25 protein-coding genes are annotated in these 25,251 nt (G+C 61.2%); 11 read left to right on the top strand and 14 right to left on the bottom strand.

Annotation, left to right across the window (positions count from 1 at the left end):
* Nucleotides 1-42: 42 nt before the first annotated feature.
* Nucleotides 43-1,014 (bottom strand): EamA family transporter, encoded by a 972-nt coding sequence (locus EPZ47_RS18035; protein WP_135846058.1) that lies wholly within the window; start codon nucleotides 1,012-1,014, stop codon nucleotides 43-45.
* A 252-nt stretch (nucleotides 1,015-1,266) separates the two neighbouring features.
* Here EPZ47_RS18035 and EPZ47_RS18030 point away from each other — a divergent pair, with 252 nt between their 5' ends.
* On the top strand, nucleotides 1,267-2,397 hold the full coding sequence (locus EPZ47_RS18030) for a sensor histidine kinase (protein ID WP_135846057.1): 1,131 nt from the start codon (nucleotides 1,267-1,269) through the stop codon (nucleotides 2,395-2,397).
* Between the two features lie 96 nt (nucleotides 2,398-2,493).
* Entirely contained in the window at nucleotides 2,494-3,585 is a 1,092-nt protein-coding gene (locus EPZ47_RS18025) for an SMP-30/gluconolactonase/LRE family protein (protein ID WP_135846056.1), read from the top strand.
* A gap of 55 nt (nucleotides 3,586-3,640) precedes the next feature.
* On the opposite strand, the gene EPZ47_RS18020 is transcribed toward EPZ47_RS18025, so the two are convergent.
* The 4 genes from EPZ47_RS18020 to EPZ47_RS18005 form a co-directional block, all read right to left on the bottom strand.
* A complete protein-coding gene (locus EPZ47_RS18020) occupies nucleotides 3,641-4,021 on the bottom strand; it encodes a DUF1850 domain-containing protein (protein ID WP_135846055.1) in 381 nt (126 codons plus the stop codon).
* On the bottom strand, nucleotides 4,018-6,045 hold the full coding sequence (locus EPZ47_RS18015; protein WP_135846054.1) for a TRAP transporter permease: 2,028 nt from the start codon (nucleotides 6,043-6,045) through the stop codon (nucleotides 4,018-4,020). Before EPZ47_RS18015 ends, EPZ47_RS18020 begins: the two co-directional genes overlap by 4 nt.
* An 81-nt stretch (nucleotides 6,046-6,126) precedes the next feature.
* Nucleotides 6,127-7,077 carry a TAXI family TRAP transporter solute-binding subunit gene (locus tag EPZ47_RS18010; RefSeq protein WP_135846053.1) on the bottom strand — a complete coding sequence of 317 codons (951 nt, stop codon included), beginning with the start codon at nucleotides 7,075-7,077 and terminating at the stop codon, nucleotides 6,127-6,129.
* 107 nt (nucleotides 7,078-7,184) lie between these two features.
* Nucleotides 7,185-8,192, bottom strand: a complete 1,008-nt coding sequence (locus EPZ47_RS18005; protein WP_135846052.1) for a LacI family DNA-binding transcriptional regulator — start codon at nucleotides 8,190-8,192, stop codon at nucleotides 7,185-7,187.
* Nucleotides 8,193-8,366: 174 nt separating this feature from the next.
* Between EPZ47_RS18005 and EPZ47_RS18000 the strand changes: the two genes are divergently transcribed.
* The 3 genes from EPZ47_RS18000 to EPZ47_RS17990 all read left to right on the top strand — a co-directional run bounded on the left by EPZ47_RS18000 (nucleotide 8,367) and on the right by EPZ47_RS17990 (nucleotide 11,933).
* Nucleotides 8,367-9,533 carry a Gfo/Idh/MocA family protein gene (locus tag EPZ47_RS18000; protein ID WP_135846051.1) on the top strand — a complete coding sequence of 389 codons (1,167 nt, stop codon included), beginning with the start codon at nucleotides 8,367-8,369 and terminating at the stop codon, nucleotides 9,531-9,533.
* Nucleotides 9,530-10,633 carry a sugar phosphate isomerase/epimerase family protein gene (locus EPZ47_RS17995; RefSeq protein ID WP_135848029.1) on the top strand — a complete coding sequence of 368 codons (1,104 nt, stop codon included), beginning with the start codon at nucleotides 9,530-9,532 and terminating at the stop codon, nucleotides 10,631-10,633. The genes EPZ47_RS18000 and EPZ47_RS17995 overlap by 4 nt, the downstream gene beginning before the upstream one ends.
* 67 nt (nucleotides 10,634-10,700) lie before the next feature.
* Nucleotides 10,701-11,933, top strand: coding sequence for a nucleoside permease (locus EPZ47_RS17990; protein ID WP_135846050.1), 1,233 nt, complete (start codon nucleotides 10,701-10,703; stop codon nucleotides 11,931-11,933).
* Nucleotides 11,934-11,957: 24 nt separating this feature from the next.
* Here the strand turns inward: EPZ47_RS17990 and EPZ47_RS17985 are convergent, their stop codons facing one another.
* Nucleotides 11,958-12,614, bottom strand: a complete 657-nt coding sequence (locus EPZ47_RS17985; RefSeq protein ID WP_135846049.1) for a polysaccharide lyase family 7 protein — start codon at nucleotides 12,612-12,614, stop codon at nucleotides 11,958-11,960.
* A gap of 248 nt (nucleotides 12,615-12,862) precedes the next feature.
* On the opposite strand from EPZ47_RS17985, the gene EPZ47_RS17980 reads away from it, so the two are divergent.
* On the top strand, nucleotides 12,863-13,198 hold the full coding sequence (locus tag EPZ47_RS17980; protein ID WP_135846048.1) for a hypothetical protein: 336 nt from the start codon (nucleotides 12,863-12,865) through the stop codon (nucleotides 13,196-13,198).
* Nucleotides 13,199-13,345: 147 nt separating this feature from the next.
* On the opposite strand, the gene EPZ47_RS17975 is transcribed toward EPZ47_RS17980, so the two are convergent.
* From EPZ47_RS17975 to EPZ47_RS17945, 7 genes are all read right to left on the bottom strand, one after another.
* Nucleotides 13,346-15,109 carry an L-lactate permease gene (locus EPZ47_RS17975; RefSeq protein WP_135846047.1) on the bottom strand — a complete coding sequence of 588 codons (1,764 nt, stop codon included), beginning with the start codon at nucleotides 15,107-15,109 and terminating at the stop codon, nucleotides 13,346-13,348.
* Nucleotides 15,110-15,344: 235 nt separating this feature from the next.
* The gene (locus EPZ47_RS17970; protein ID WP_135846046.1) at nucleotides 15,345-15,725 is read right to left on the bottom strand and encodes a RidA family protein; all 381 of its coding nucleotides are present in this window, start codon (nucleotides 15,723-15,725) and stop codon (nucleotides 15,345-15,347) included.
* 118 nt (nucleotides 15,726-15,843) lie between these two features.
* Nucleotides 15,844-16,512, bottom strand: coding sequence for an SOS response-associated peptidase family protein (locus tag EPZ47_RS17965; RefSeq protein ID WP_135846045.1), 669 nt, complete (start codon nucleotides 16,510-16,512; stop codon nucleotides 15,844-15,846).
* A gap of 172 nt (nucleotides 16,513-16,684) precedes the next feature.
* Nucleotides 16,685-18,511: a glutathione-regulated potassium-efflux system protein KefC gene (kefC, locus tag EPZ47_RS17960; RefSeq protein WP_135846044.1), complete on the bottom strand. Its 1,827-nt coding sequence runs from the start codon at nucleotides 18,509-18,511 to the stop codon at nucleotides 16,685-16,687.
* 1 nt (nucleotide 18,512) lies between these two features.
* Nucleotides 18,513-19,034, bottom strand: coding sequence for a glutathione-regulated potassium-efflux system oxidoreductase KefF (kefF, locus tag EPZ47_RS17955; RefSeq protein ID WP_135846043.1), 522 nt, complete (start codon nucleotides 19,032-19,034; stop codon nucleotides 18,513-18,515).
* A 97-nt stretch (nucleotides 19,035-19,131) separates the two neighbouring features.
* Nucleotides 19,132-20,484: a sensor histidine kinase gene (locus EPZ47_RS17950; protein ID WP_135846042.1), complete on the bottom strand. Its 1,353-nt coding sequence runs from the start codon at nucleotides 20,482-20,484 to the stop codon at nucleotides 19,132-19,134.
* Nucleotides 20,481-21,191: a response regulator gene (locus tag EPZ47_RS17945; RefSeq protein WP_135846041.1), complete on the bottom strand. Its 711-nt coding sequence runs from the start codon at nucleotides 21,189-21,191 to the stop codon at nucleotides 20,481-20,483. The genes EPZ47_RS17950 and EPZ47_RS17945 overlap by 4 nt, the downstream gene beginning before the upstream one ends.
* Before the next feature lie 270 nt (nucleotides 21,192-21,461).
* On the opposite strand from EPZ47_RS17945, the gene EPZ47_RS17940 reads away from it, so the two are divergent.
* The 3 genes from EPZ47_RS17940 to EPZ47_RS17930 all read left to right on the top strand — a co-directional run bounded on the left by EPZ47_RS17940 (nucleotide 21,462) and on the right by EPZ47_RS17930 (nucleotide 23,025).
* Nucleotides 21,462-22,241 carry an MlaA family lipoprotein gene (locus tag EPZ47_RS17940; protein WP_135846040.1) on the top strand — a complete coding sequence of 260 codons (780 nt, stop codon included), beginning with the start codon at nucleotides 21,462-21,464 and terminating at the stop codon, nucleotides 22,239-22,241.
* Nucleotides 22,234-22,470 (top strand): hypothetical protein, encoded by a 237-nt coding sequence (locus EPZ47_RS17935; RefSeq protein WP_135846039.1) that lies wholly within the window; start codon nucleotides 22,234-22,236, stop codon nucleotides 22,468-22,470. Before EPZ47_RS17940 ends, EPZ47_RS17935 begins: the two co-directional genes overlap by 8 nt.
* Nucleotides 22,471-22,545: 75 nt before the next feature.
* Entirely contained in the window at nucleotides 22,546-23,025 is a 480-nt protein-coding gene (locus tag EPZ47_RS17930) for a VOC family protein (RefSeq protein WP_135846038.1), read from the top strand.
* Nucleotides 23,026-23,058: 33 nt separating this feature from the next.
* Here EPZ47_RS17930 and EPZ47_RS17925 read toward each other — a convergent pair whose 3' ends face one another.
* Complete coding sequence (locus tag EPZ47_RS17925) at nucleotides 23,059-23,451, bottom strand: RidA family protein (protein ID WP_135846037.1); 393 nt, start codon at nucleotides 23,449-23,451, stop codon at nucleotides 23,059-23,061.
* Between the two features lie 129 nt (nucleotides 23,452-23,580).
* On the opposite strand from EPZ47_RS17925, the gene EPZ47_RS17920 reads away from it, so the two are divergent.
* Together EPZ47_RS17920 and EPZ47_RS17915 are read left to right on the top strand one after the other, a co-directional pair.
* Complete coding sequence (locus EPZ47_RS17920) at nucleotides 23,581-24,510, top strand: LysR family transcriptional regulator (protein ID WP_135846036.1); 930 nt, start codon at nucleotides 23,581-23,583, stop codon at nucleotides 24,508-24,510.
* The gene (locus EPZ47_RS17915; protein ID WP_135846035.1) at nucleotides 24,507-25,247 is read left to right on the top strand and encodes a CPBP family glutamic-type intramembrane protease; all 741 of its coding nucleotides are present in this window, start codon (nucleotides 24,507-24,509) and stop codon (nucleotides 25,245-25,247) included. Before EPZ47_RS17920 ends, EPZ47_RS17915 begins: the two co-directional genes overlap by 4 nt.
* The last annotated feature ends 4 nt before the right edge of the window (nucleotides 25,248-25,251 follow it).

Below are 25,251 nucleotides of genomic sequence, written 5' to 3'. Positions count from 1 at the left end.
TTTTGGACTGGGACACTGTGGCGAGGGCAGTCAACAGAGGGGTCAGGTGCGTCCAACTGCCTCGGCCACGGGCACCTTGACCCGCTCAACCTTGCGATAAGTCAGCAGCACAATGCCGGTGACCACGATTACCCCGCCAAGTACCTGGCCCGGGTTGAGCATCTGGTCCAGCACCAGCCAGCCGATCAGCAACGTTGCCAGCGGTTCGATGTTCATCACCGGGGCGTTGCGGGGCATGTCCAGGCGAGGCACGGAAATGAACAGCACGATAAACCCGGTGCCATAGAGCACCACCAGGGTCGCCAGGGCCAACCAGCCGGTGCTGCTGGCCGGCAGGTCGAAGCCGCCGGGGAGGGCGCCGGTCAGGCCGGCAAGGTTGACGCTGCTGAAGACGATGAAAATGGTCAGCAGGCTGCGCACCGAACCTCGCACCTGGGACAACTTGTGGTCGGTGATCCACAGCGCGCCAGCGAACACGCAGGCGGCGCAGAAAGCCAGGCCAACCCCGAGCAGCCATTGCGGGCCGACGCTCTGTTCCGACGCTAACCGGGCGGGCACCTCCAGCACGAACACCAGCCCCACCAGAATCATCCCCATCAACGCGGCGGTGCGTGCGGTCGGTCGTGGCCCGCCCAGCGCCCAAGTCAGCAACGCCAGCAAAATCGGAAAGACGTTGCCCACCAACAGCGCCAACGCTACCGGCACCCGCGCCACGGCGGAGTACAGGCACAGGCTTTGGGCGCCGATCAACAGCCCCAGGGTCAGTTGCCAACGCCACGCCCCCGGCGGCAAGCGCAGGCTCTGGCGCTGCCACAACACCATGGCGGCCAACACCAGCAGGGTCCCGCCCGAACGCAGCAGGATCGCCAGCAACACACCGGCACCATCATCGAACGCCGCCCGCGCGGCGACATGGTTGCCAGCAAAAGCACACCCCATGCACAGCAGAATGAGCACCGCGAGGTGGCGGGGGAAGGGCGTGGGGGTGTCAGGTGCAGCGCTGGGGCGAGTCATGGCAGGGTGTCTCAAAGGAGGGCCGCCCGAGCAAAGCGCTTCGGGTTGGCTGTTTTTTAGTTATAGGTTGTCGTACAACTTCGAGGAGGGTTTTTACCCTATAGGGTTGGAAGAGACAAGGCCAGAAGCGGCACGATCTGTCACCTCGGTGCGGCGACTCTGCGCAAGACCGCGCACATTGTCCTGCGCTTTGCTGTACAACAACCTGACCGTTGTGTCGTTTGCAGCATCGCCCCATTTGCGGAGCACTCCATGCGTCTGGCTGATTTCATTCTCGACAATATCGAGCCAATCCTTCAGGCGTGGGAAGATTTCGCCAAAACCATCACTCCCGCGTCCATTGGCATGGATTCCGTTGCCCTGCGCGACCATGCCGAGCAGATGCTGCGCACCATCGCCGCAGATCTGCGCACCAAGCAGACGCGCAAGGAGCAGATTGCCAAGTCCCACGGCGATGCCCCGACGGCGGATGCCGAAACCGCCGCCGAAACCCATGCGGTCATTCGTCAGTCTTCAGGTTTTACCGTGGAGCAGATGGTCTCGGAGTACCGGGCGTTGCGCACCAGTGTGCTGATGCTCTGGATGCCCCACACCCAGCTGGATCAAAAGCAGGTCATGGCCGATCTGATTCGATTCAACGAGGCGGTGGACCAGGCCTTGGCGGAATCGGTGGTCAGTTACTCGGGCGCGGTCGATGCATCGCGCAACATCTTTCTCGGGATCCTGGGGCATGACCTGCGTAGCCCCTTGGGCGCGATCCTGCTGAGTTCCGAGGTGCTGCTGCGAGCCGGAGACCTGCCCGCCAAAGCCACCAAGATTTCGTCGCGCATCTACACCAGCGTCAAGCGAGCCAACAAAATTGTCGGCGACCTGCTGGATTTCACCCGTACCCAACTGGGCTCGGGCATTCCGGTGCAGCGTTTCAACGGTGACCTGGTGGCGGCTTGCGAAGGCATGGTGGAGGAGGCGCGGGCCTATCATCCGGAAAACAGAATCCTCTTTGAAACAACCGGTCCCCTGGAAGGACTGTTTGACCAGGCTCGCATGGAGCAGGTGTTCTCCAACCTGATCGGGAATGCCGTCCAGCATGGCACCGAGGGCACGCCGATTGTTGTTTCGTTGAGCGCTGAAGACGATATGGCGGTGATCGCGATCAACAACCAGGGCAAGCCTATCGAAAGCGACGCGATCGCCAGCATCTTCAACCCGATGATCCGGCATTTGCGCAGCGGTGAAGTACAGTACGGTTCTACGGCCGGGCTGGGGCTTGGCCTGTATATCGCCTCGGCGATTGTCTCGGCCCATAAGGGCACCATCGAAGTTCACTCGAAGGCGCGGGCGGGCACTACGTTCACCGTTCGTATCCCGTTGCACCCCCACTGATGGGGGTGTTCAGGCGTACATGTAGTCTACTTGTACGATGTCTTATCACGGTGTAAAACTGTCGTCCCGTCCAATAATAATTAACGGAGACGCACGATGGATGCTTCGCAATCTGCAACCGCCGCCGATCAGGGCCGCCGGATATTCCTGAAAAAATCCCTGGTGGTCTCGGCCGCCGCCGCCACCCTTGGCAACCTGCCAGGGCTGGCCCAGGCCGAGCCCTTGAGCCAGCGTTACCCTGACCCACTGATCAATATCCTTGACCCCAGTTTCATGGACTTGCGCATCTTCAACGCCAGTGTGGAAAAACTCGCCACTGGCCTGCGCTGGGCGGAAGGGCCGGTGTGGGTCGGCGACGGTCGTTACCTGCTGGTCAGCGACATTCCCAACAACCGCATCGTGCGCTGGGATGAAATCACTGGTGGCCTGTCGGTTTATCGGGAGAACTCCAACTTCTCCAACGGCATGTGCCGCGATCGCCAGGGGCGGTTGCTGGTGTGCGAAGGTTCCACCACCTCGAGCGAAGGCCGGCGCATCACCCGCACCGAGCACAACGGCACGATCACCGTGCTGGCGGACAGTTTCGAAGGCAAGCCGCTTAACTCTCCCAACGACATCGTGTGCAAACGCGACGGTTCGGTCTGGTTCACCGACCCACCGTTCCAGACCGGCAACAATTACGAAGGACACAAAGTCACGCCGGCCCAACCCCACGCGGTGTACCGCATCGACGGCGAAACCGGCAAACTCAGCCGGGTGATCGACGACCTGGCGGGGCCCAATGGCCTGTGTTTTTCCCCAGACGAGAAAATCCTCTACGTGGTCGAAGGCCGAGCCAAGCCCAATCGCTTGATCTGGGCGATCAGTGTCAAGGACGATGGCACGCTGGGTGAGCGGCGCAAGCACATCGAAGGCTTGGATTACGCCGCCATCGACGGGCTCAAGTGTGATGAGAGCGGCAACCTCTGGTGCGGTTGGGGCGGCAACGGCGACCCCAAGGCCGACCTGGAAAAACTCGACGGCGTGCGGGTGTTCAACCCCGAAGGCAAGGCCATTGGGCACATCTCCCTGCCGGAGCGCTGCCCCAATGTGTGCTTTGGTGGCCGGGAAGGTAATCGGTTATTCATGGCCGGCAGCCACTCGTTGTATTCGCTGTTTGTGAATACCCGAGGGGCGACGTTTGCCTGAATGAACGACTGATCCGCAGATACTGCTTCCCATAGTCGGTTCTGCGCTTGGCGGGTTATTCGCAACTCCACAGTTCCACGGTCGGCTGACCCGCCGCAGGTGGCCCCAACCATTGGCTCATCGACCGGCAACGGCCATCGAAGCACAATTGATAGTCGCCGGCCTGCGGCGTGCGTGCCAGTTTCAGTGGTTGCAGGGGCGGCAGTTGGCGCCGATAGTGCCAACTGCCGTTTTCCAGCCGGGCGTCTTCGGGAATCTCCATGCCAGCGCCGTTGCCTTTGACCCTGGCCTCACCCAGGACCAGGCCCTGTTGGGTGACGCGGTAGTCTTCTTCCCAGCGGACCTTCTCGATGGTGTGGTTCCACGCCAGCGTGAAATCGGCAATTGGAAGCTGGGCCCAGACCACACCGGACAGGCCCAGGCACAAACCGATCACGCCAAGGCCCGCCCGCTGCGCCGCGCGCGCCACACATGCTGGAAGATCAGCAGTGCGCCCAGTACGAAGCCAATCTCATCGGTCAGCGGCAGGGCCACCACCAACAAGGCGCCGGCGGCAAAACACATCAGGCGTTCCCAGAGCGGCATTTTCTGTTGCAGATAGCCGGTGGATGCCATGCCCCAGAGGCCGACGGCCAGCAACGTCTTGATCAGCATGTACGCCGTCATCCATAAGTTGTCGCCCTGCAGCATCAATGCCGGGTTATAGACGGTCATGAATGGAATGACAAAGCCGGCGAGGGCGATGCGCACCGCCCAGAAGCTGATCTTCAGGCCACTCTCCCTTGCGATGGGCGCAGCGGCGAAACAGGCCAGCGCCACCGGTGGCGTCAGGTCGGCGAGGATGCCGAAATAGAACACGAACATGTGCGACACGATTAATGGCACGCCGAGTTCCAGCAAGGCGGGCGCGGCAATCGAGCTGGTGATGATGTAGTTGGGAATGGTCGGGATGCCCATGCCCAACACCAGGCAGGTGAGCATGGTGAGGATCAGCGACAGCAGCAGGTTGTCCCTGCCGATTGCCAGGATGTAACCGGCAAAGGTGGAGGCTACGCCAGTCAGCGAGACCACTGCGATGATGCTGCCCACCAGCGTACAGGCGATCCCCACGGGAACGGCGTGACGCGCACCGTCCACCAGGGCGTGCAGGCAGATGATGAGGGTTTCGCGCGTGCCTTTCATGAACCAGCAGACCACCACCAGCACGCCGATCACCGCAAAAACGACACCGATGCCCAACCGGAAAAAACCGACGCAAAGCAAGCCCAGCGCGACCCAGAAAGCACAGCGCAAGGCGTAGTTCGAGACCTTGAGAATAATCGCCGAGCCGAGAATCACGATGGCCGTCAACGCCAGGCCCACCATGCCGGAAAACAGCGGTGTGCGTCCGGAAAACAGCAGGTAGACCAACACCCCAAGCGGGATCAGCAGGTACCAGCTTTCCTTGACCGCGCCCCAGGCGCTGGGGCACTGGTCCTTGGGCAGGCCCTTGAGGTCGGAACGTTTGGCTTCCAGGTGAACCATCCAGAACACCGAACCGAAGTACAGGCACGCCGGTATCAACGCCGCCTTGGCAATTTCCACGAACGGTACATTGATGGTTTCGGCCATGATGAAGGCCACCGCGCCCATCACCGGTGGCATGATCTGGCTGCCCATGCTGGACGTCGCTTCCACGCCACCGGCAAACGCGGCCCTGTAGCCGAAGCGTTTCATCAGCGGGATGGTGAATTGCCCGGTGGTGACCACGTTGGCGATGCCCGAGCCGGTGATGGTGCCCATCAGCGCCGATGAGACCACGGCTACTTTCGCCGGCCCGCCCAGTTTGTGGCCGAACAGGCCCATGGCGAAATCGGTGAACAGCTTGATCATGCCGGCCTTTTCCAGGAACGCGCCGAACAGGATGAACAGGAAGATATAAGTGGCCGACACATAGGTCGGCGTGCCGTACAAACCCTCGGTACCGAACGACAGTTGGTTGATGATTTGATCGACGCCATAGCCGCGATGGGCTAAATCCCCCGGCAGATATTCGCCAAACAGGCCATACGCCAGGAACAGGGCGCAAATGATCGGCAGCGCGATGCCCATCACCCGCCGTGCCGCTTCGAACACCAGCACAATCAGCACAACGCCTATCACCATGTCGGCGGTGGTCAGGTCGCCAGAACGTTGGATCAGGTCGGCCTCGAACACCCATTGATAGACGGCCGTCGCCACGCCCGCCAGGCTCAGGACCCAGGCCAGGGGTTGCCAGGGACGTTGCTTGCCATAGGCCGGGTAGCTGAGGAACACCACCCACAGCAGGAAGCCGACATGCACCGCCCGCAGCACGATGCTGGAGACCGGGGAAAACGCGGCGGTGACAATTTGAAACACGGAAAACAGCAAGGCCACGTAGAACAGTGTCTTGGGCCAGTCCCGCGGGTCCGTGGCGATGCCGTGCTGGTCTTCACTCATGAGGTGCCTGCCTTCTGTTCACATTCAAGGTGCGAAAACACGACGCGTCAACGGCGACGGGCGCCGTTGACGCGTTTGGGGCTACAGCGCGCCCACTTCCTTGTAGTAGCGCTCGGCACCGGGGTGGAGCGCGATTGGCAGGTTTTTCGCGGCGTTTTTCAGGGTGATGTCCTTGGCCGCCGAATGGGAGGTGCCCAGGCGATTGAGGTTCTCGAACAGCAGCTTGGTCATCTGGTAGGCCACCTCATCCGGGACATCCTCGCGGGTCACCAGAATGTTGGTAATGGCCACGGTCGGTACGGCCTCGGTTTGGCCGTCGTAGGTGTTGGCCGGAATCATCGCGCTTTGGTAGGCCGGGTTGCCGATTTTCTCGACGACGTCGGTGGGCACCGACACATAGTTCAACGCCATGGTCGAGGCCAGGTCACGAATGGCCGCCATCCCCAGGCCGGAGGACTGCAGCGTGGCATCCAGTTGGCGGTTCTTGATCAGGTCCACCGACTCGGCGAACGGCAGGTACTGGACCTTCATGTCCTGATAGGTCAGCCCCGCAGCCTTGAAGATCGCCCGGGCGTTGAGCTCGGTGCCGGATTTCGCCGCACCGACGGAAACGGTCTTGCCCTTGAGATCGGCCAATGTCTTGATCCCGGATTCCTGGCTGGCGACGATCTGGATGTAATTGGGGTAGGCGCCGGCGATGGCGCGCAGCTTGGTCAATGGTGCCTTGAACCCGGCATCCTCCACACCATTTTTGGCATCCGCCACCGAGTCGCCCAGGGCCAGCGCCAGTTCCCCGCGCCCGGCCTGTAGCAGGTTCAGGTTTTCCACCGAGGCCTTGGTGGCTTGCACCGAGGTCTTGGAGTCCTTGATGCCACTGCTATAGATCTGCGACAGCCCGACGCCTATCGGGTAATAAACCCCGCTGGTGCCCCCCGTCAGGATATTGATGTACACCGGGGCTGCCTGGGCGGTGGTCGTGACCACCAAAGCTGCCGCGGCGGCCAGGAGGGTGAAGCGCTTGTTGACTCGCATGGGGACTCTCCGTCTTGTTATGGCTTTATGCAGAGTCTTTCCACTGTAGTTCAAACGTGGGCGGTGGCGAGTCGAACGGCGGTAAAGGCCTTTTGTGGCGGGCCTGGTTATGGACTATCGTTCTGCGCTGCCGTGCTACCGCGCACCGTCAACTCAAACGGCAGCAACACGTGGCGTTCGGCAATCGGCTTCTTCTCGATCAGGGCGATCAGCATCTCTACCGCTTTCTGGCCAAAGATTTCGGCAGGTTGCGAAATGGTGGTCAGGGGCGGGTCGCAATACGCAGCGAACGGGATGTCGTCAAACCCCACCAGGGAAATATCCTCGGGCACCCGCAGGCCCATTTGCTTGATGCGGGTGAGCGCACCGATGGCCATTTCGTCGTTTTCACAGAACAGCGCACTGGGGCGGTCGGCCAGCGCCAACATCGCGCCGGCGCCCTCGTAACCGGCCTTCAAGGTGAAGTCGCCGTGACAGATCAGGCTGGGGTCGGCGGCGATGCCGGCCTGGCGCAGGGCATCCTGGTAACCGGCGACGCGGTCCAGGGTCAGGGGGCTGCTTCGAGGCCCTTTAATGATGCCGATGCGCCGGTGGCCGAGACCGATCAGGTGTTCGGTCATGGCCTGGGCGGCGGCTCGGTTGTCGAGGCTGATGGTTGGGTAGGGGGCGTTCTTGACCACTTCGCAGGCGTTCACCAGCGGCAGGGGCTCGGCGCCGGGGGGCAAGGACTCGAAAGGATCGCTGGCGCGCAACTGGATCACCCCGTCGGCCTGGTGCGCATAGACCAGCGCGGCAAATTCCTCTTCGATTTCTTCCCGGCCCTGGGTGTCGCACAGCAACAATCGATAGCCCGCCGCCTGCGCTGCCTGTTGGGCGCCGCTGATGACCCGGGCGAAAAACGTGTTGGCGATGGCCGGCACCAGGATCACCAGGTTGCCGGTGCGGCGGGAGCGAAACTGCACCGCCATCAGGTTTGGCCGATAGCCAGCCTGTTCCACCGCCGCATTAACCTTGTCCCGCGTCTGGGGAAGTACCCGCTCGGGGGATTTCAGCGTTCTGGAAACCGTGGCCACCGACACACCGGCCAGCCGGGCCACTTCACGGATATTGGACAAGATCACCTCGATTCGGCGCCAAAAGTGTTGGCACTGCTGGGAGCTTACCGCAGGTTGAGCGCCGCACACAGGCTCGGGCATTTCGCCTGGGGTTTGACACACCGCCAAACTGGGCCTAGATTCCCGTCATGATGTAACCGGTTACATCATCGATCATAGCCTAAGAGAATCGCAATGAATCCTGTAGCTCCCAAAATAAGAATGGGCTTTGTCGGCGGTGGTGCGGGCGCTTTCATCGGCCAGGCCCATCGCCAGGCCGCGGGCCTGGACGGCGGTTTCGAACTGGTGTGTGGCGCGTTCAGCCGTGATGCGCAGAACAACCGGCAAACCGGCGCGGCCCTGGGCCTGGCCGCGTCCCGCTGCTACAGCGACTGGCAATTGATGCTCGATACCGAAGCGGCGCTGCCAGCGGACCAGCGCATGGAACTGCTGGTCATCGTCACCCCCAACCATCTGCATGCACCGATTGCCAGCCAGGCGCTGGAGGCCGGTTTTCATGTGTTCAGCGAAAAGCCCGCCGCGCTGAACCTGCGTGAATTGCTGGCCCTCAAGGAAGTGCTCGAAAGCAGCGATCGGCTCTACGGTCTGGCCCACACCTATCTGGGCTATCCGATGGTCTGGCAAGCCCGGGACATGGTGCGCACAGGTGTGATCGGCGCGGTGCGCAAAGTGCTGGTGGAATACCCCCAAGGCTGGCTCAGCCAGGATGTCGCCGGACAGGGCAACAAACAGGCCGGTTGGCGCGACGATCCGCAACAATCGGGTTTGGGTGGCTGTATTGGCGACATCGGCACCCATGCGTTTTCCCTGGCGGAGTTTGTCGCCGACCAACCCATTGAGCGGTTATGCGCCGCGTTGGGCACCCACATCCCGGGTCGGCAGTTGGACGATGACGTGTCGATGCTGTTCCAGATGAGCACCGGCGCCAGCGGCGTGTTGATCGCCAGCCAGGTCTGCGCCGGCGAAGAGAACCCGTTGAAGATCCGCGTCTATGGCGACAAGGGCGCCCTGGAGTGGCGCCAGGAAGAACCGGCAAGCCTGATCCATCGTGCGCTCGACCAACCCATGCGCACCCTGCGTTCCGGTGTCGGCCAGCCGTGGTTGAGCGAGGCCGCCAGCCAGCGCATGCGCCTGCCAGCCGGGCACCCCGAAGGTTATCTGGAGGCGATGGCCAACCTCTACGGCGATTTTGCCCGGGCCATTCGAGGCAACGTTGAAGGCAATGAAGCCCCCGGCGTACCCGGCATTCAAATCGGTTTGCGCGGCATGGCCTTTATTGAGACCGCTGTCGCCAATCATCGCGGCAACGCCAAATGGACCGAACTGGTCTGCACGGCATGAACCCGGAGAATCCTGTGACTTCCATTGCTGAGACACCGACGGGCCTGCGTGGCCCGGGTATTTTCCTCGCGCAGTTCATGTCTGCCGAAGCGCCGTTCGACACCCTGGCCAACATCGCCAAATGGGCCGCGTCGCAAGGCTACAAGGCCATTCAACTGCCGACGTCCGGCACGCAGTACATCGACCTGGCCCGGGCCGCCGAGAGCCAGGAATATTGTGATCAGCTCAAGGCCACATGCGCCCAGGCCGGTGTCGAAATCAGCGAATTGTCGACGCATTTGCAAGGTCAGTTGGTGGCGGTGCACCCGGCGTTCGACACGCTGTTCGACGACTTCGCCCCGGCGCATCTGCGGGGCCAGCCCCAGGCGCGGACCGAGTGGGCGATCGAGCAACTCAAGCTCGCCGCCCGCGCCAGCCAGCGCCTGGGCCTCAAGGCCCACGCGACGTTTTCCGGTGCGCTGCTGTGGCCGTATCTCTACCCGTGGCCACAACGTCCGGCCGGCCTGGTGGAACAAGGTTTCGCCGAACTGGCCCGGCGCTGGTTGCCGATTCTGGACTGCTTCGACGCGGCCGGCGTGGACCTGTGCTACGAGATCCACCCCGGCGAAGACCTGCACGACGGCGCCTCGTTCGAGCGCTTCCTGGAGGCCGTCGATCATCACCCTCGGGCGGCGATCCTCTACGACCCCAGCCATCTGTTGCTGCAACAGATGGACTACCTGGGCTTCATCGATCGCTACCACGCGCGCATCCGCATGTTCCACGTCAAGGACGCCGAGTTCCGCCCCGACGCCCGTTCCGGGGTGTACGGCGGTTACCAGGGCTGGGTCGATCGCCCCGGTCGGTTCCGTTCACTGGGCGACGGCCAGATCGATTTCAAATCGATCTTCAGCAAACTGACCCAATACGATTTCAGCGGCTGGGCGGTGTTGGAATGGGAGTGCTGCCTGAAGGATTCGCAGCAGGGCGCTGCTGAAGGGGCGGCGTTCATCCAGCGGCACATGATCAGCAAGACCCGCAAGGCATTTGATGACTTCGCCAGTGTAACGGCTGATGAAGATTCCAATCGGCGGCTGTTGGGTTTGCCCCCAATGACATAACCCTCGCCACAGAGAAGCCCTGCAAAATTTCATTTTTCACAAGAACAACAATAAAACGGTGACTGTCATGACCACAATGAACGCACGCTTGAGCGTGATGATGTTCCTGCAGTTCTTTATCTGGGGGGGCTGGTTCGTCACCCTCGGCACCTTTCTGTCCAGCACGCTGGGCGCCAGTGGTGGGCAGATCGGCATGGCGTTTTCCACGCAGTCGTGGGGAGCGATCATTGCGCCGTTCGTGATCGGCCTGATCGCCGACCGCTATTTCAATGCCGAGCGCATCCTCGCGGTGTTGCACCTGTTGGGCGCGGTGTTGCTGTACCAGCTGTACTCGGCGGCGGACTTCAGCGTGTTCTACCCGTACGTGCTGGCGTACATGGTGGTCTACATGCCGACGCTGGCGCTGGTCAATTCCGTGGCGTTCCGGCAGATGCGCGACCCGGCACTGGAGTTCTCGCGCATTCGGGTGTGGGGCACCCTCGGCTGGATCGTCGCGGGCGTGGTGATCAGCTTTGTATTTGCCTGGGATTCGCGCGAAGCGATCTCAACGGGCGGCTTGCGCAATACCTTCCTGATGGCGGCCATCGCGTCCCTGGTCCTGGGGCTCTACAGCTTCACGCTGCCGGCCACGGCACCGCTCAAGGCGCAGGCCAGCGATGGCGGCGTCAAGCAGTTGCTGGGGCTGGATGCGTTGGGGTTGTTGAAGGACCGCAGCTACCTGGTGTTTTTTATCGCCTCGATCCTGATCTGCATTCCCTTGGCGTTCTATTACCAGAATGCCAACCCGTTCCTGGCTGAAACCGGCATGACCAACCCGACGGCGAAGATGGCCATCGGGCAAGTCTCAGAAGTGTTGTTCATGCTGCTGTTGCCGCTGTTCATCCAGCGCTTCGGCATCAAGCTGGCGCTGTTGGTGGGCATGTTGGCGTGGGCGTTGCGTTATCTGTTGTTCGCCTACGGCAATAACGGCGACCTGGCGTTCATGCTGTTCACGGGGATTGCCCTGCATGGCATCTGCTACGACTTCTTTTTTGTCTCGGGGCAGATCTACACCGATGCCAAGGCGCCGGAGCGCTTTCGCAGCTCGGCCCAGGGGCTGATCACCCTGGCGACCTATGGCGTCGGGATGCTGATCGGCTTCTGGGTAGCGGGGCAGGTGACCGATCATTTTGCCGTGGCCGGCGGTCATGACTGGAAAAACATCTGGCTGTTTCCCGCCGGTTTCGCACTGGTGGTGTTCGTCTGCTTCCTGTTGACCTTCAGCGGCCGACAGGTGGTTGCCGCGTCGTCCAAGGCCTGAGGCAAAGGCAGGGCTGGGCGCCAGTCATTTGTGGCTGACGTCCAGTTTGGTGTAGGTCACTTTCCCGCCTTCGGAGGCATACCCAACGTTGTCCAGGGTGTAGACGCCGGCCTTGAAATAGAAGTTGTAGGCGTACCAGGACGGGTCGAGCTTCACCTGTTTGCCCACATTGTTGATCAACACCGAGAGCTTGCCTTGCTTGTCCATTTGCAGCGAGTAGGAGAAGGTTTTGTTCAACGGCACGTTTGGCACGGTGTAGATCACCGGGCTTTTCTTGTCCTTGGGTTTGACCCGATACTCCACGTCGATATTGCCGGTGCCCTTGGCGTAGCGGTACACCAGCTTCAACAACGGCGTGGGGGCGTCCTTGGCGTGGATCTGCGCCACGACTACGCGGCCTTCGGAAGGCACCTGGTTTACGGCCAGGGTGCCCTTGAGGGTATTGATGCCGCTGTTGTAGCGCCAATTGCGCAGTTTTCCGTCCTTGCTGGTTTCCCGCAGTTCGGAGCGCGGGTATTCGCTTTTGCCGGTATGGGAGCCAGTGACCGGCGCCCAGAAGACGATCCGCTGGCCGTTACTGTCGAAATACTTGTTTTTCAGGGTCGGCATGGCTTTGGTCGCCACGACTTGCGCTGGCGTTTGCACGGGCAGGGTAATGTTCCAGACAGTCAGGTCAATCATGATCAAATGCTCCAACAGAACCGGCCATTACTCATCAGCCGGAATGGGCAGGATTACCTTCTGTGGCACAGTGTTCATGTTATCGACGAGGGTCCGTTTGGCTACAGCGGCAACTGACGAGTGGCTCTGTGTTGAGCCTCTCAGACGGTTTTTCTGATGGCGCGAGGATAATGTCAATTTGACGTTGATCGGTTAGAGTACGCGCCGCCCGAGAGATGGATCCCGGGCGTTTTCTCATGGAGTATTCAATGAACCACATCAGCAAAGTTGTTGCCTGCGCACTGTTCGGCCTGGCCCTGGCGGGTTGCACCGGCACCCCGATGAAAACCCAGCAGTACGACGCCAGCCAATACACCGTTGTCGGCCACAGTGAAGCCAAGGCCACCGGCCTGCTGCTGTTCGGCGTGATCCCGATCCGGCAGAACAACCGTTTCGTGCGCGCCCAGACCGCGGCGATCAAGGCCAAGGGCGGCGACGCCATGATCAACACCCAAGTGCAGGAAAACTGGTTCTGGGCCTGGGTCCTGACCGGTTACACCACCTCGGTGTCTGGTGATGTGGTCAAGCTGAAAAGCGTTCAGTAAAAACCCAGCTGTCCCTGCTTGAGCCGTGCCTCGTAGGAGCTGTCGAGCGAAGCGAGGCTGCGATCTTTCCGAGTTCACTTGAGTTTCAAGTGAACGATCAAGATCAAAAGATCGCAGCCTTCGGCAGTTCCTACAGGACGCACTCGATCAACGTCCTCCCACCACCATATGACTGAACGGCGCCACATACGCCTGCAACGTCACCAGCCCGCCCACCAGAATCGCCAGCACCACTGAGTGGAAAAACACATAGCGCAGGATTTCCCCTTCATGGCCGTACCAGCGAGTCGCGGTGGAGGCGACCACAATCGACTGGGCGTCGACCATCTTGCCCATGACCCCGCCGGAACTGTTCGCCGCCGCCATCAACACCGGACTGATCCCCAACTGCTCCGCCGTCACCCGTTGCAAGCCTCCGAACAACACGTTGGACGCAGTGTCCGAGCCGGTCAGCGCCACGCCGAGCCAGCCCAATAGGGTGCCGAACATCGGGTAGAAAATGCCTGTCGCGGCGAAGGCCAGGCCCATGGTCGCGTCCAGCCCGGAGTAGCGCGTGAGAAACCCCAGGGCCAGCATCGCCACAATAGTGATCAGCGAATAACGCACCACCCATAGCGTTCGCAGGTAGTGGTGCGCCAGTTGCGGGATGGAGTAGCCCATCAGCAAGCCACCGAGAATGGCGGCCAGGAAGATCCCGCTGCCGGTGGCGGTGAACCAGTTGAACTTGTAGACCGCTTCCTCGGTTTTAGGCTGGGGCACCACGGGCGGGACTTTTTCGATCTGCTGGTGGATGGTGCCGAAGGTCAGCAGGGGTGAGAAGATCGGGTTCGCTTCGCGCATCGGCTTGCCTTGTGGGTCAAGCTTGGCCGATTGCGTCTGTGGGTCCAGCGCCGGGCGAGTATCGAACAGATTCTTGAAGCCCTGGGTGCCCCAGGCGAACACGAACACCGTAAGGATGATCCACGGCATCCAGGCCCGCAGCACGGCCGGTCGCGCGTCGCTGGCAAATGTGCTGCTGGCTACCGGTGTGTCATCTTCGCTGACGTCGATTTTCGAATCATCGACCCTTCCTGATAGCGCCGCAGACGTGTGGATTGTGGCCGGTTTCCAGAGCTTGAGAAAACCGGTGAGGCAGGCCATGGAAATCAGCGCCGCTATCACATCCACCAGCATCGGCCCGTGGTAGTTGGAGACCAGGAACTGGGGGATGGCGAAGCTCACGCCGGCCACCAGGATCGCCGGCCAGATCTCCAGCATTTTGCGCCACCCGGCAAATGCCCAGATCAACCAGAACGGTACGATCACCGAGAAAAACGGCAGCTGCCGACCGACCATCATCGACAGCTCCATTTCATCCAGCCCGGTGACTTTGGCCAGAGTGATGATCGGTGTGCCCAGGGCGCCGAAAGCCACCGGTGCGGTGTTGGCGATCAGTGCCAGGCCCGACGCGGCCAAAGGTGAGAAGCCCAGGCCGATCAGGATTGCGCCGGTCACCGCTACTGGCGTACCGAAGCCGGCTGCGCCCTCGAAGAACGCGCCAAAGCAGAAAGCGATCAACAGCAATTGCAGGCGCCGGTCGTCGGTAATACGCGCGAGGGAGTCCTGCAGCACCTTGAACGAACCGTTCTCGGTGGTCAGTCGGTGCAGGAAAATGATGTTGAGCACGATCCAGCCGATGGGCAGCAAGCCGTTGGCCGCCCCATACAACGCCGCCGAACCGGCCATGCCGGCGGGCATGCCGAAGGCGAAGATGGCGATCAGCAAGGCCGAGGCCAGGGCCAGCAGCGCCGCCAGGTGCGCCTTGATACGAAAGAACGCCAGGGACGCCAGCATCACCACCACCGGGACCGCCGCCAGAAGCGTCGAAAGCACCGTATTACCGAAGGGATCGTAGACTTGTTGCCAGACCATGTTCCACCTCTGCTTTTTATTGTTGGAAGTGCAGGCCCCGTAGGGATTGGCAGAGGAGTATAGGCGCGGATCGGGGAGGGAATTGGGACGGTGGTGCTAAGACAGAGTTGCCAGGCCTTCGACGTCTCTGTCTTGCGCGGTTGCTGGCTGGCGCTTGATCAGGGTGAGGTGCGTCTGACTACCCTCGCCACAGGGGTAACCATGTCCCCGGTCCAAACAGGGAACCTCGCCGACTTCAGCCCTTGGCCGCCATCGCAGTCACTTCCACCCGCATCCCCTCAACGGCCAGCGTCGCCACGCCGACTGCGGCGCGAACCGGCCACGGCTTGGCGAAGAAACGCTTGTAAACCTCGTTGAAGGCAGCGCGATCAGCCATGTCGGTGAGGTAAATGGTCAAGTGCAACACACGGTCCATGGAGCTGCCGGCGCCTTCCAGCGCGGTCTTGAGCGCCTGCAACGTGCACTCGCTTTGCAGGGTGATGTCGCCCAGTTCCAGGCTGCCGTCGGCGTGGGTTGGAATCTGAGTGGAAACCAGCAGGCCGCCGAAGCCGGCGACGTCGGAAGAGATGGAATCCGCGTCCGGGTCAGGAATGAACGTGATGTCTTGGTTTGCCATGGAAGTCTCTTGCTCGAAAAGGGTAAGGGGTCGGTCGTGCCACAGCGACCGGATCGCCAGTTTACCGCCCATCAACGAGCCTTTCGTGATTTCCTTGAATTCTCGGCAATACCCAACCTCAGTGTCCGCCCTGGACCCTGCGTTGGGTTGCCAGCACCCGTTCGAGTTGCGGTTCAGCCACCGCCGCGCTGGCTGCGATCTGTTGCGCCTGCTCCCAATCCAGGTCGGGCCTCAACCACCGCAGTGCCTCCTCACCAGTGAAGGCCAGAAGGCGTTGCTGCTTGTTGGTAATGTCGCCATAGGTCACCAGGGTCAGTCCATCGCAACCGTTGGGTGTCTCGCTGGCTTGGGCCAGGGCGGCGAGGAAGATCGGCGACCGCTGCCTGGAGGTCGTATAGCTCAGGCGCTGGGCCGTTTCCGCGGACTCGTACCAACCGTCCACCGCGACCAGGACCCGTCCCTCGCGCTTGATTCGATCAAAAACCTTGGAGCGCATCACCAGGTGCAGGGGCAGATGAGTCATCGGTGGCATGGTCCCCACCGACCAGATCGGCGACCAGCCCCAGCGCACCTTGATACATTCCAGATGCCCGCCGCGACGACGGATGGCGCTGACCTGCATGTTTGGCTTGATCAGGCTTTGCTGAGCGTGGGGTTTCGGGTTCGCCGTTACACACAAACCTGCGCTTGCCGCGTTGGTATTGAAGCCTGCGCCATGGCTGCCTCGCTGGGCGAAAAACGCCAGGGAATCCTTTGAAGAAACCTGCTGAACAAGGCATTCATACATGGCGAAACTCCCGGCAGTGAACTGCAAGCAACCTCAATGCACCCGCCGTTCAAGCTGTGACTGTCGGAGCGCTTTCAGCGGTGTCATGTAGCTCCGAGCCGTAGCGAGACGCTTGGTTCGAAAATCCTGACGGCGAGGAGACGAGCGGGTGGCAGGCTGAAGGGCGCGCCGCTTAGCTGTGGTTTTCATCCACCTCGGTCCGATGATGCTCAGGCCAACTGTTGATCGGACGCGCCCGATCTTCGTTGAACATGTCCGTCAACAAGGCGTTGGCGCGCCGATAAGCGTCGTGTCTGAATTTGAGGTCAGCGTCCGGCTGGGCCACGATTTCCTCCAGCATATTGAGGTTCAGGCGGCGGAACTGATCAGCTCGTTCACGCGCCTCGTACTGCCCGACACCCATGTGCACCAGCGCACTGCGACCCAATGACAATGCGCTTTCAAAGGTTTCCCGCTCGGCCGCATCCACGCCCATCTGTCGAAGGGTGATGAGGTGGCCCATGTCCCGCGCCCGCACGATCAGCTTCAACGTGGGGAAGTGCTCTTGAGCCAGCCGGGTCAGCAGCAGATTGTCTTCCTGGTCGTCTATCGCATTGATCAGCACAACGGCCTGGGCTGCGCCGGCGGCATGCAGCAAATCGAGGCGCGTGGCATCGCCATAAAAGACCTTCACGCCGAATTTGCGCAGGGTCTCGATGTTGTCGGGGTCGTGATCCAGTACCACCACTTCGACACCGCAGGACATCAGGAGACGCCCGGCGATCTGCCCGAAACGACCGAACCCGGCGATGATCACCCGTGGATTCTGCTGGTCGATGAGGTCCGATTCCCGCTGGTCTTTTTTGGTCGCGGACTCCACGCGATCCAGCAGCAGAATGAGCAGGGGCGTCAGGCACATGGACAGGGCCACCGCCAGCGTCAGGCTTTTGCCCCATTGATCGCTCAAGATCCCCGCGACCGTCGCCGCGCCGAACACCACAAAGGCAAACTCGCTACCCTGGCCCAGCAATATCGCCTGCCAGGAGCGCTGGCCGGCTGGGACGTTCAGGAACCGGCCCACGGCCTTGATCACCAGCAGCTTGATCAGGATGAAACCCAAGGTCAGGGTCATGACTTTCAGCGGTGCATTGATCAGGGTGCCGAAATCGATCGACATACCCACGCCGATGAAAAACAGGCCCAGCAGCAGGCCTTTGAACGGTTCGATGTCGCTTTCCAGGGCATGGCGGTATTCGGAACTGGCCAGCAACACCCCGGCGAGGAACGCGCCCATGGCCATCGACAGGCCGGCTTCTTCCAGGAGAAAACCGAAACCGAACACCAGAAACAGCGCTACGGCGCTGAAAATCTCGCGCAAGCCTGAGCGTGCGGCGAAGCGCAGTAGTGGCCGGGTCACGTAGCGGCCCAACAAAACGACGACCGTGATGGCGGCAACGATTTTGCCGATCGACAGCAGCAAGGCTGTGCCTGAAGGTGTATCACCGTGCGCCGACAACAGGGGAATCATGGCGACCAGGGGAATGGCCGCGATGTCCTGAAACAGCAGCACGGCAAAGCTGCTGCGCCCTACGGAGGTGGCGGTCAGGTTGCGTTCGTTCATCGCCTGCATGGCAATCGCCGTGGAGGAGAGGCTCAGTGTCAGGCCTACCAGCAGCGCTGCTGTCCAGTTCAGGCCAAGGGCCGTGCAGAACAACGCAATGGCCGCGCCACAAGCCAGCATCTGCAGAGCGCCGCCACCAAACACCATCCTGCGCAGGGCCCAGAGCCGTTTGGGATCGAGCTCAAGCCCGATGATGAACAACATCAGGACGACGCCAATTTCGGCGAATTCCAGAATGGCTTTTACATCGGTGATGAGCTTCAACCCCCATGGGCCGATGACACACCCGGCCAGCAAATAGCCGAGCACCGGGCCCAGCCCCAACCGGACGGCAATCGGCACGATCAACGCCGCCGAGCCCAGGTAAATGAGCATTTCAATCAGGCTGTGGGTTTCCATATCAATCTTCCTTCCAGGCAGCCAGGCGGGCGCCATAGTGTTCGATTTGTGCTTGCTGGCTTTCGCAGGCACCGGTATACGCGCCGTGCACCACGACGGGGTCCAGCCAGCGCATGCCGCAATAGATGGCCGTGGCATGGAGGGGTTGGGCCAACACCGAAAAACCTGGGTAGTCGCCGATCTGGAAATGATTCTGCTGGCCACCGGTGGTGACGGCCCACAGCAGGTGCTTGCCTTTAAGGGCAGTGGAGCCTTTTCCGTAGGCCCAACCGTGGGTGAACACTTTATCGATCCACAATTTCAAAAGCGGCGGCATGCTGTACCAATACATCGGGTGTTGGAGGACGACCAGTTGTGCCTGTTCGATGGCCCGATGTTCGGCCTCGACGTCGATGTCGAAGTTCGGATAAAGATCGTAGAGGGACCGTATTACCACGTCCGGATGGCTGGATGCCCGCTTGAGCATTTGCTGATTGACCCGCGATTGGTCGGGGTAGGGATGGGCGTAAACGATCAGAATCATCAGGGCAATTCCAGCAGGCTGGGTCCAGGGCAAAAGGTCGGACATCCTACCGAGGAAGGCATGGGTTGTTTAGGACATTGTTTGCCGGCGTGTCGTGTCAGGGGCAATCCAGCGGCAGCGAGACCCTGACCTCCAGGCCGCCTCCCTGGCGATTCCTGAGGGCCAGCGTCCCTCCATGCTCCAGCACCGTCGCCCGTGCCGCCGACAGACCGAGGCCGACACCGCCGGTGTTCTTGTTACGTGAGCCTTCGATGCGAAAGAAGGGCGCGAACACCTGCTCATGGAGTTGGGGCGCGATGCCGGGCCCGCGGTCGAGGACTCGAATCTCGACGCGGTCTATCAGCGCCCTGAGTTCAACGCCTGGCTCGTTGCCGTATTTGATCGCGTTGTCGATCAGGTTGACCAGCGCACGCTTGATCCCGATGGGCCGGCCTACGAAGACCAACCGCTGGACGCACTTGAAGGACACCTCGATACCCGCATCCCTGAAGTCGTCGACGACAGTGTGCAGCAGTTCGGTCAGGTCGAACGCCGTGGCGTGCTCGAGCCGTGCTTCGTCGCGGAAGAATTCCAGGGCCGAATTGACCATCGCCTGCATTTCATCCACGTCCCTGAACAGCTTCGATTGTTGCTCGGCATCCTCGATGAATTCCCCGCGCAGGCGCATGCGGGTCAACGGCGCGCGCAGGTCATGGGAGATGGCGGCGAGCATTTGCGTGCGGTCCTGCAGGAAGTGTTTGAGCTGGGCCTGCATGGCATTGAAGGCGAGGATTGCCTGGCGGATCTCGTAGGGGCCGATGACCGGAATGGGCGGGGCCCTGTGATCCACGCCAAAGCGCCTGGCGCCTTCGGCAAAGCGCTCCAGGGGGGCGGCCAAGTGCCGTGTGGCGATCAGGGCGACGATGCACGTCGAGAGAAGAATCAGGGCGATGATAATCAGGTTGCGCGCCCATTCCTCCAAGCCCCAACTGCGCGAGGGCACGGAAAAAACCACCCAGGAATGGTCGCTCAATTCGATCACCACGGCGTAGCGTGGGTTGGGCTGATCGGCTGGCCAATCGTTGGGCTCGTAGGCTTCAATCCTGGCGTCGGGCCTGCCCAGTTGCTGGCGCAGGAACCCTGATCCCTCACTGAACGCCGGGTCGTCAATCACTGGCAACCGCGCCTCTTCATGGCGCTGTAGCCATTGCGCGTTGAACGCCTGATCACTGGCGGCCCTAGCCATGTCGGGCCGTTGCGCGGGCGTGACGGACTCGATGATGCGGGTGATGGCGGCGGCCTTATCCATCAGGCCGGTTTCCATCAGCGGTGGGCGGGCCCAGGCTCCAGCCAGCAGGCTGAACAGTTCATTCAAGGCCAGCAACGTCAGCATCGCAACCATGGTGGTCAGGGCGATCCAGCGCGCCACCGTGTCCCGTGGTCGATGAGTGTTCGAGCGTTGCTGTTTCATCGCTTCACCACGTGAGGGCTGAACAGGTAGCCGCTGTTGCGCACGGTGCGGATCATCGAGGCGCCGGTGATATCGGTCTCCAGCTTGCGCCGCAGTCGGCTGACCTGGACGTCGATGCTTCGGTCAAACGCCTCGAACGTTTCCCCTCGCGCCAAATCCAGCAATTGCTGGCGGGTCAGCACCCGGCGTGGGTGTTCGGCGAATACCAGCAACAGTTCGAACTCCCCGGTGGACAGCGGGATCATGACTTTTTCCGGTGAGCGCAATTCGCGGCGGGTGACGTCCAACTGCCAGTTTTCGAACTCCAGGATCGGCCGCGATGAATCCTTCAACGTGCCCTTGGCTTCACCGGTGCGCCTGAGCACGGCACGCACCCGGGCCAACAGCTCGCGTGCGTCGAAGGGCTTGGTCAGGTAATCGTCCGCCCCCAGCTCCAGGCCGACCACGCGATCACTCAACTCGCCCATGGCGGTGAGCATGATGATGCCGACCGTGTGCTCGGCCCGCAGGCGCTGGCAGAGCACCAGCCCGCTATCGCCCGGCAGCATGACGTCGAGGATGATCAGGTCCGGCACCCGCCGTTCCACCGCTTGCCACAGGGCGGCGCCGTCGGCGGCCACTTCCACGCTGTAGCCATGTTTTTCGAGGAATTTGCGCAAGAGGGCGAGGACTTCGAGGTCGTCGTCCACCAGTAATAAATGGCTCACGGTGGGCACGCAGGGCAAGGAATACAGGAGCGGATACTAGGGGCAATCCGCGGGCTGCGTCATATATTTCAATCCGGAAATAAAGTTGCCGGCGGGCAATGTTCTGGAAATCTTCAGGCAAAAAAGCAAGGGCAGGATGGCCCAATGTCAGTCAGTCAAATAGCCAGCCAACACCGACCTCTGTGGCGAGGGAGCAAGCTCCCTCGCCACGGGTTCGGCTTTTGACTGGCGTTGGTAGCACCACTTTTTTCCTTGCCGAGATCACCTTGTATGCCGACGTTCAAACCCGCGCCGTTATGCGCTCGTACCTCTCTAGTCATTGCACTGGCGGCTCTCGCCAGCGGTTGCACCACCACGCCTGCTGCCACTTCGGGCAGTTGTGACAGTGCGACCTACACCGTTCATGATCCTGTTGAGCCCATCAACCGCGGCATTTTCGCGTTCAACCGAACCGTGGATGACTACGCGCTGGCCCCCGTTGCCCGTGGTTATCTCAAGCTGCCGGAGGTGTTCCAGACCGGCGTTCACAACTTCGTGGCGAACTTCGGTGAGCCCAAGGTGTTCATCAACGATCTGCTGCAAGGCAATGCACAACGCTCGGTCACTACCCTGGGCCGTTTCGTCATCAACAGCACCGCCGGTATCGTCGGGTTGATCGATGTGTCGGGCAAGCTGGGCATCGAGCGGCATGAGGCCGATTTCGGCCAGACGTTCGGCGTCTGGAACATCGCCCCGGGGCCGATTGTGGAATTGCCGCTGCTGGGCACCGCGAACCTGAGGGACGCCACGGGCAAAGTGGTGAGCTTTGCCGTCGATCCGTTTGGCGACAACAGCAGCACCGTTGAGACCCTGGGCACGATCAATACTGCCGGCGGCATCGTCGATGGCCGTGCGCAAGCCTTGCCGCTGACGGACGAGCTGAAGACCCAAGCGGACTACTACTCGGCGCTTCGAGATGCGACGGCACAGCGGCGCGCCGATTTTGTCGCACAGGGGAAGTTGGGCGCCGTCGTCTCGGATTGCCAGAGTGGAGAAATGGCCGATGAGTAACCAGACGCTGGTCTTGCATCGACGGATGAGGGCGCTTGACCCAACGACGTTGCATTGCCGCGAAGTTGAACTGCGGCTGGCCGAGGAGGGCGGTCATGTGCTGCTCAGTCGCTATGTCGAACTGTACCGCCATGAGCACGTCAGCTGGTGCGCGATCCATCAACATCGGGTACCGCTGGCGAGAATGATTCGCTGGATGGTCGAACATGGGGAGCGGGTGAGCGCCTAAGCCCGATTCGTTCCCTGTCACCTGTCCGGAGCGCTGCTAGACTTCACCGTCCAGTCCTTCTCTCGGAGAATCCGGATGAACAACAAGAACAGGATATGTCTGTGGTATGACGGCACTGCACTGGAAGCGGCGCAGTTCTACGCGGCGACCTTCCCGGACAGTGCGGTGCACGCCGTTCATCACGCCCCTGGCGACTATCCCGCAGGCAAGCAGGGTGATGAGTTGACGGTGGAATTCACGGTGATGGGCATTCCTTGTCTCGGGCTGAACGGCGGCCCGATGTTCAAGCACAACGAAGCCTTTTCATTCCAAGTGGCGACCGATGACCAGGCCGAAACGGACCGCTTGTGGGACGCGATTATCGGCAACGGCGGCGAGGCGAGCGCCTGTGGCTGGTGCAAGGACAAGTGGGGCCTGTCGTGGCAGATCACTCCGCGCATTCTGACCACTGCGATAGCCAGCCCCGACCGAGCAGCCGCCAAGCGCGTGTTCGAAGCCATGATGCAAATGGCCAAGATCGATATTGCAGCGATTGAAGCGGCGTTGAAGGGTTAACCAACGGTCACCGCAGATCCTGTGTGTGGCCCATCACTCAGGCAATTTGGCAATCACCTTGATTTCAAACTGAAAACCATACAACCACGTCACCCCCACCCCAGTCAGCGTCGGATGCGGTGCGTCACCCCAGAATTCAGGCACGACTTTCCAGATCCGCTCGAATATCGACTCGGGATCGACAATAAAGACCGTGACATCGATCACATCGTCAAAGCTGCAGCCGGCAGCGGCGAGAATCGCCTTCAGGTTGTTGAATGCCAGTCGGACCTGGTCTTCCAGATCGGGTTCCGGCGAGCCGTCTTCGGTACTGCCGACTTGCCCCGAGACGAACAGAAAGCCATTGGAGCGAATAGCCGGCGAATAACGATTACGCTCATAAAGCGCCTGGCGTCCGGCTGGGAAAACTACATCACGCTGCGTCATAGGTACCTCCATCAAGGGTCAAATCCAACGATGAAAACACTCTAGGGGCTTGTGCCCAGGCGATAAACGAGCAACCTTGGCGATCACTGTTTGTGAAATCCAAACAATCGATGGATACCCGGGGCAGAAATGGATCGTTTTGATGCGATGCAAGCGTTCGCACGAGTCGTGGAGGCGGGCAGTTTCACCAAGGCGGCTGAAACCCTGCACATGAGCAAGACCACCGTGACCCAACTGGTGCAGCAGCTTGAAGCACGGCTGCGGGTCAAGCTGCTCAACCGCACCACACGCAAGGTCAATGTCACCGCCGACGGCGCCGTCTATTACGAACGGGTGATCCGGCTGCTGGCCGACATGGACGATGCCGAGACCAGCCTGTCCAGCGCGCAAGCGTCGCCCAGGGGCCGCTTGCGGGTGGACGTACCGAGCCCGCTGGCCGCCCTGATCCTGGTGCCGGCGTTACCGGCATTCTACGCCCGCTACCCGGACATCCAGATCGACCTGGGCGTGAGCGATCGCATCGTCGACATGATCGATGAAAACGTCGATTGCGTGGTACGTGGCGGCGAGCTGACGGATCAATCACTGATCGCCCGACGCGTCGGCGACCTGGCCCTGGGCGTGTTTGCCGCACCGAGCTACCTGGCGCGCGTGGGCACGCCAGCGCATCCGCTGGAACTGGAAGATTCCCCGCATCGCGTCGTCGGTTTCCTCTGGGCGCGCACCGGCAAAGCCGTGCCTTACGCTATGCACAACCACGCCGAGCATCTGCACATCAAAGGCCGCTATGCACTGGCCGTCGACGATGGCAACGCCTACCTCGCGGCTGGCTTGGCCGGGTTGGGTGTGCTCTGGCTGCCTAAGTACATGTCCAAGGCTCATGAAGCGCAAGGTGAGTTGGTGCCGCTGTTCGAAGACTGGCGCCTCGAGCCGATGCCGCTTTATGTGGCCTATCCCCCGAACCGGCATATCAGTGCCAAGTTGCGGGTGTTTATCGAGTGGGTTGTGGAACTGATGGCGCAACATGCGCCGGTTGAGGCCAAGGGAAGAGCCGAATGATCGCCGAAGGATTCACCGTACTGCTGGACTACGCAATGTATCTGATGCCGGGCCTCGCGCTCTTCGGCCTCTGGTTCGCTTTGACGCCCAGGACCCAGACAGGATTGCGCATCCTGATCTTAGTGTTGGCGTTCGTGTTGATGCGCGACGTGATGACGCCGTTGCGCATGTGGTCGCTCAATGGCGAGCTGCAGATCGGCTTTCTGGCCAACCCGTTCGCGCTGGCCCTGTTGGGCGGTTCGTCGCTGCTGCTGGTCGCGCTGATCGCTCGCCTGTTGCCGGATTTGTGGCGACTGGTGGTTTTATTCAAGGGTAATCGACTGATCGGTGCGCTCGTGGGCATCGTCGCAGGGTGTTTGATCGGTGTGCCACTGCGGCTTTATCAAGGCGCCGAAGTCGCGGCGATTCCAGACTACTGGAGCTGGTTGCTTGGTATGGCGGTGCTCGCGTACGGCGCCAATGCGTTGGAAGAAGTGCTGTTTCGGGGGTTCCTGCAAGGTTTCCTTGAGCAGCACGTCAGCGCCCTACGAGCCGCACTGCTTAGCGCCCTGACATTCTCCGCGCTACATGCCTTTCTGGCCTTGAGCGTCACCCAGCTCGGTTGGCCCATCCTGCTCTTCACCTTGATTGAAGGCCTGGCGTGCGGGCTGGTTCGTATGCGCTACGGGGTGGTGGCGTCGACGGCGACTCATGGGACCGCGATATTGCTGATTGCGGTGCCGATGGTGGGGCTTTAGCGTT

Origin of the sequence: Pseudomonas viciae (assembly GCF_004786035.1) — a bacterium.
Lineage (GTDB): Bacteria > Pseudomonadota > Gammaproteobacteria > Pseudomonadales > Pseudomonadaceae > Aquipseudomonas > Aquipseudomonas viciae.
Note: the sequence above shows the minus strand (reverse complement) of the source record. Positions and strands in the feature narration are given on the sequence as shown.

Bases quoted from the DNA above. Each gene is read 5' to 3' on its own strand.
- EPZ47_RS18035 (WP_135846058.1), bottom strand. From the start codon at position 1,014: ATGACTCGCCCCAGCGCTGCACCTGACACCCCCACGCCCTTCCCCCGC.
- EPZ47_RS18030 (WP_135846057.1), top strand. From the start codon at position 1,267: ATGCGTCTGGCTGATTTCATTCTCGACAATATCGAGCCAATCCTTCAG.
- EPZ47_RS18025 (WP_135846056.1), top strand. From the start codon at position 2,494: ATGGATGCTTCGCAATCTGCAACCGCCGCCGATCAGGGCCGCCGGATA.
- EPZ47_RS18015 (WP_135846054.1), bottom strand. From the start codon at position 6,045: ATGAGTGAAGACCAGCACGGCATCGCCACGGACCCGCGGGACTGGCCC.
- EPZ47_RS18010 (WP_135846053.1), bottom strand. From the start codon at position 7,077: ATGCGAGTCAACAAGCGCTTCACCCTCCTGGCCGCCGCGGCAGCTTTG.
- EPZ47_RS18000 (WP_135846051.1), top strand. From the start codon at position 8,367: ATGAATCCTGTAGCTCCCAAAATAAGAATGGGCTTTGTCGGCGGTGGT.
- EPZ47_RS17995 (WP_135848029.1), top strand. From the start codon at position 9,530: ATGAACCCGGAGAATCCTGTGACTTCCATTGCTGAGACACCGACGGGC.
- EPZ47_RS17990 (WP_135846050.1), top strand. From the start codon at position 10,701: ATGACCACAATGAACGCACGCTTGAGCGTGATGATGTTCCTGCAGTTC.
- EPZ47_RS17985 (WP_135846049.1), bottom strand. From the start codon at position 12,614: ATGATTGACCTGACTGTCTGGAACATTACCCTGCCCGTGCAAACGCCA.
- EPZ47_RS17980 (WP_135846048.1), top strand. From the start codon at position 12,863: ATGAACCACATCAGCAAAGTTGTTGCCTGCGCACTGTTCGGCCTGGCC.
- EPZ47_RS17975 (WP_135846047.1), bottom strand. From the start codon at position 15,109: ATGGTCTGGCAACAAGTCTACGATCCCTTCGGTAATACGGTGCTTTCG.
- EPZ47_RS17970 (WP_135846046.1), bottom strand. From the start codon at position 15,725: ATGGCAAACCAAGACATCACGTTCATTCCTGACCCGGACGCGGATTCC.
- EPZ47_RS17965 (WP_135846045.1), bottom strand. From the start codon at position 16,512: ATGTATGAATGCCTTGTTCAGCAGGTTTCTTCAAAGGATTCCCTGGCG.
- kefC (WP_135846044.1), bottom strand. From the start codon at position 18,511: ATGGAAACCCACAGCCTGATTGAAATGCTCATTTACCTGGGCTCGGCG.
- kefF (WP_135846043.1), bottom strand. From the start codon at position 19,034: ATGATTCTGATCGTTTACGCCCATCCCTACCCCGACCAATCGCGGGTC.
- EPZ47_RS17950 (WP_135846042.1), bottom strand. From the start codon at position 20,484: ATGAAACAGCAACGCTCGAACACTCATCGACCACGGGACACGGTGGCG.
- EPZ47_RS17940 (WP_135846040.1), top strand. From the start codon at position 21,462: ATGCCGACGTTCAAACCCGCGCCGTTATGCGCTCGTACCTCTCTAGTC.
- EPZ47_RS17935 (WP_135846039.1), top strand. From the start codon at position 22,234: ATGAGTAACCAGACGCTGGTCTTGCATCGACGGATGAGGGCGCTTGAC.
- EPZ47_RS17930 (WP_135846038.1), top strand. From the start codon at position 22,546: ATGAACAACAAGAACAGGATATGTCTGTGGTATGACGGCACTGCACTG.
- EPZ47_RS17925 (WP_135846037.1), bottom strand. From the start codon at position 23,451: ATGACGCAGCGTGATGTAGTTTTCCCAGCCGGACGCCAGGCGCTTTAT.
- EPZ47_RS17920 (WP_135846036.1), top strand. From the start codon at position 23,581: ATGGATCGTTTTGATGCGATGCAAGCGTTCGCACGAGTCGTGGAGGCG.
- EPZ47_RS17915 (WP_135846035.1), top strand. From the start codon at position 24,507: ATGATCGCCGAAGGATTCACCGTACTGCTGGACTACGCAATGTATCTG.